Genomic DNA, 2,795 nt, shown 5'->3' with positions numbered 1-2,795 from the left:
TTTTCAGGAAGTTTTCGAAGTCAATTTTAGCGGTGGATCCATCGTCAAAGTGGATCGTGCAAACTCTCCCACCTTTTGAAAGTTCATATTTTACTGCCTTCCTCATTCCACATCACCTCATAAATCATTTATTCTTCGAGTTTTATTCCATAGGTGCACTCGAGATCGAGTGTGGGTATTCTGAGTTCCCTTGCCTTCAGTCGAATGAAATCTCTTCCGAATGGGATCTCTATCACAGCATCTTCATCGACAAGATATAGTTGCTCTATATATACAACGTCTTCGCCAATCATCCCTTTGGGAATCTCAAGTAATAGCTTTGCATCTTCTGGAAGCTTTACATTGCTAACTATTCTCTTCCCCTCCTTCACGTAGACCCCTCTACTTACGACACATTTCCTCCCCTTCCCAGCTTCAGGTCCGGGGGAGGCGGACCTTTTCATGGGGGCTGGGAACCCCATATTGGTGTGGTTCTGCATTTTTCCACACACCAATAAATAAATACATAAACAAATATTTAAACTTTTTGCCAACATGAAAAACCTTTATATAATACCTTAATGTAATATCAATATGATGTGCCATGTTAAAAGGAATTGGAAAAATAATTTGGACTAGAAGTAGGAGGAGCTACTACATCCTTGTTCCTGAGGAAGTTGCAATGGATAGTTCATTCCCATTCAAACGTGGAGAAAGAGTGCTAATAGAAGTTGACGTGGAAAATAAGGCTCTAATCATAAGGAGGGGGGAATGAACTTGATTTACATTCACTGCAACTTTTGGAGACCTGAAAAGGGGTATATTGGAGATAATAGGGGATGCTGGAACTGCTACTACAGGTTCATAAGCATATGCATGCTTCCACTTCTACATAAGATTGGGGAAGTTGAAGTAAGGTTTGGGGATAAGGTGATTAGGAAAGTTGCTTTGAGGTGAAGAAGAATTGAGCATGCATCTTCCACTTATACCAGCAGTAATAAAGCCGACAGTTATGCCGAGGGAGGAAGTTTATGGTGCTAGGTCATTGAAGGATGTGACTGATGAGTTCAAGGTTATAGGCATGGATGTTCACAGTGTACCTGGACCTGTAATCATGAAATTGCAGCATATTCCTTGTGGAACCCTAACTTATGTTGCATTACATGTAGATGCATTCTTCAATTCATGTGGAAAGGGTTATCAAATTGCAAGCATAATTCCACTAAAGATCGTGGAGGAGATTGAAGGATGATAGAGGTTAAAGATATTGCTCTACTGATATTTCTGTTCTGTTTAGGTGGTTTATTGGGGACTATTATAGGGATAAAACTGTTTGATTACATTGATTATAGAGTTAGGAGGGATTGAGGAGGGGATGAAAGGTGGAAATGATGTTTCCAGCCATATTATTTGCAATTGTAATAATTTTATCTGTATTAAAGCTCATCGATCCATATCAAGCATTCCTATGGGGCTTCCTAGCATTGGCATTAATTGAAATATACGTTGAAATAGAGGAGATAAAGGCGAGGTTGGAGGCTGAGGAGAAGTGAAGGTTTGGATGGATTTAATGCATTTTATGGGTGGATACAAGCCTCATCCAAAAATCGATAAACCATTAAGCATAGTTGAAGCCATTGAGGCAATTGAAAGGGAGAAATGCAGTCCAAGAATGAAAAATGCACTTTTAGAAGCACTCTTAAACAATGAACTTCAAGTTTGGCTTTGCTGGGATGGAAGGGTTAGATATCAGTATGTTGGAGGTTGAACTTTATGGTTTCAAGTGAAACGATAATTAAACTCGTCACAATAGGTGCAATTCTACTGAACATTACATGCATGATAACAATGTGGGGGGTTGCAAGAGACATATACGATCACAACATGCTTAGAGGAATATGCATCATACTATTAATCTTCATAATAATATTCGCAGATCTAGCTGCACTGCTAATTAGAAACGTTGAAAGGATAATAATGAAAGCTTTGGGGGAGGAATAAGTTGAAGAAATTTAAATACACGATCAAAGATAAAACTGAACTTTTAAAGCTTAAACCAGAAGTTTGGCGTGGAATAAAACGTTTCAGAATGCACATTATACATCCAAATGCATTGAAACTCGACTTCCTATTACATTTGCCAAGCCATAGGCTTAGGTCCGCAACATGGAGCTTCATCACATTTCTAAATGCAATAATGCTCAAGAAGAGGATCCTAGTTGAATTCGAAATATGAATTTGGAAAGATACCATGCCATAACTGTGGTGGAATGATGATTCCAGAAGTGCATGTGATCGTGGATTACGTTGTTGAAGTCCGCTGGACCTGTAACAAGTGTGGAGCAGTTAGGGGTGGAGATAGAAGGACCATTGATAAATGGCTGAACATATTCGTAAAGATGGGATTAGTGAAGCCCATAACATCAGCCACATGGGAAATCATATAAACAGTGAATGTGGGGAGGTCCCCCACCATGGGGGTTGAGTTTAGGTCCTCTAAACGGTAAAATTAAAGGTATACCAAAATGGGAGATGTTTGGTATGGTTGAAGAGTTCAAGAGTAGACTTGAGGATTACATACCTGCAGTGGAACTCAACTTTCCAAGCACACCTGCATTCGGCAAATATAAGCCATTCCTCGATCATGCAGTAGCCCATCCAGCTAAAGCCAACACTAAGCTACTTGAATACCTAATCCTGAATTACACTAAGCCTGGAGACGTAATATTGGATCCCATGGCTGGGTCCGGTAGCACTGGAGTTGTAGCAGCCTTGCATGGTAGAAATGCAATTCAGATAGACATAGAAAGGAAGTT

The 2,795-nt window shown here is 39.8% G+C and carries 10 protein-coding genes; 9 read left to right on the top strand and 1 reads right to left on the bottom strand.

Annotated features, from left to right (window positions below):
• Window positions 1-128: 128 nt before the first annotated feature.
• On the bottom strand, window positions 129-479 hold the full coding sequence (locus tag MRT15_RS10490; protein WP_304330079.1) for a hypothetical protein: 351 nt from the start codon (window positions 477-479) through the stop codon (window positions 129-131).
• Window positions 480-583: 104 nt separating this feature from the next.
• On the opposite strand from MRT15_RS10490, the gene MRT15_RS10485 reads away from it, so the two are divergent.
• The 9 genes from MRT15_RS10485 to MRT15_RS10445 form a co-directional block, all read left to right on the top strand.
• On the top strand, window positions 584-754 hold the full coding sequence (locus MRT15_RS10485; protein ID WP_304330077.1) for a hypothetical protein: 171 nt from the start codon (window positions 584-586) through the stop codon (window positions 752-754).
• A gap of 2 nt (window positions 755-756) precedes the next feature.
• Window positions 757-936 carry a hypothetical protein gene (locus MRT15_RS10480; protein ID WP_304330075.1) on the top strand — a complete coding sequence of 60 codons (180 nt, stop codon included), beginning with the start codon at window positions 757-759 and terminating at the stop codon, window positions 934-936.
• A gap of 7 nt (window positions 937-943) precedes the next feature.
• Window positions 944-1,231 carry a hypothetical protein gene (locus MRT15_RS10475; RefSeq protein ID WP_304330073.1) on the top strand — a complete coding sequence of 96 codons (288 nt, stop codon included), beginning with the start codon at window positions 944-946 and terminating at the stop codon, window positions 1,229-1,231.
• Window positions 1,232-1,361: 130 nt separating this feature from the next.
• On the top strand, window positions 1,362-1,532 hold the full coding sequence (locus MRT15_RS10470) for a hypothetical protein (RefSeq protein WP_304330072.1): 171 nt from the start codon (window positions 1,362-1,364) through the stop codon (window positions 1,530-1,532).
• The gene (locus MRT15_RS10465) at window positions 1,529-1,747 is read left to right on the top strand and encodes a hypothetical protein (protein WP_304330070.1); all 219 of its coding nucleotides are present in this window, start codon (window positions 1,529-1,531) and stop codon (window positions 1,745-1,747) included. The genes MRT15_RS10470 and MRT15_RS10465 overlap by 4 nt, the downstream gene beginning before the upstream one ends.
• A 5-nt stretch (window positions 1,748-1,752) precedes the next feature.
• On the top strand, window positions 1,753-1,980 hold the full coding sequence (locus MRT15_RS10460) for a hypothetical protein (protein WP_304330068.1): 228 nt from the start codon (window positions 1,753-1,755) through the stop codon (window positions 1,978-1,980).
• A gap of 1 nt (window position 1,981) precedes the next feature.
• Window positions 1,982-2,215 carry a hypothetical protein gene (locus MRT15_RS10455; RefSeq protein ID WP_304330066.1) on the top strand — a complete coding sequence of 78 codons (234 nt, stop codon included), beginning with the start codon at window positions 1,982-1,984 and terminating at the stop codon, window positions 2,213-2,215.
• Window positions 2,199-2,426 (top strand): hypothetical protein, encoded by a 228-nt coding sequence (locus tag MRT15_RS10450; protein WP_304330065.1) that lies wholly within the window; start codon window positions 2,199-2,201, stop codon window positions 2,424-2,426. The genes MRT15_RS10455 and MRT15_RS10450 overlap by 17 nt, the downstream gene beginning before the upstream one ends.
• A 34-nt stretch (window positions 2,427-2,460) precedes the next feature.
• On the top strand, window positions 2,461-2,795 hold a 335-nt coding region (locus MRT15_RS10445), incomplete at its 3' end, for a DNA methyltransferase (protein ID WP_304330063.1).

The sequence above is a fragment of the Candidatus Culexarchaeum yellowstonense genome, from assembly GCF_024707025.1.
Lineage (GTDB): Archaea > Thermoproteota > Methanomethylicia > Culexarchaeales > Culexarchaeaceae > Culexarchaeum.
Note: the sequence above shows the minus strand (reverse complement) of the source record. Positions and strands in the feature narration are given on the sequence as shown.

What these genes read in the sequence shown, in the direction of transcription:
- MRT15_RS10460 (WP_304330068.1), top strand. Translation starts at nt 1,753, where the DNA reads ATGGTTTCAAGTGAAACGATAATTAAACTCGTCACAATAGGTGCAATT.
- MRT15_RS10485 (WP_304330077.1), top strand. Translation starts at nt 584, where the DNA reads ATGTTAAAAGGAATTGGAAAAATAATTTGGACTAGAAGTAGGAGGAGC.
- MRT15_RS10490 (WP_304330079.1), bottom strand. Translation starts at nt 479, where the DNA reads ATGCAGAACCACACCAATATGGGGTTCCCAGCCCCCATGAAAAGGTCC.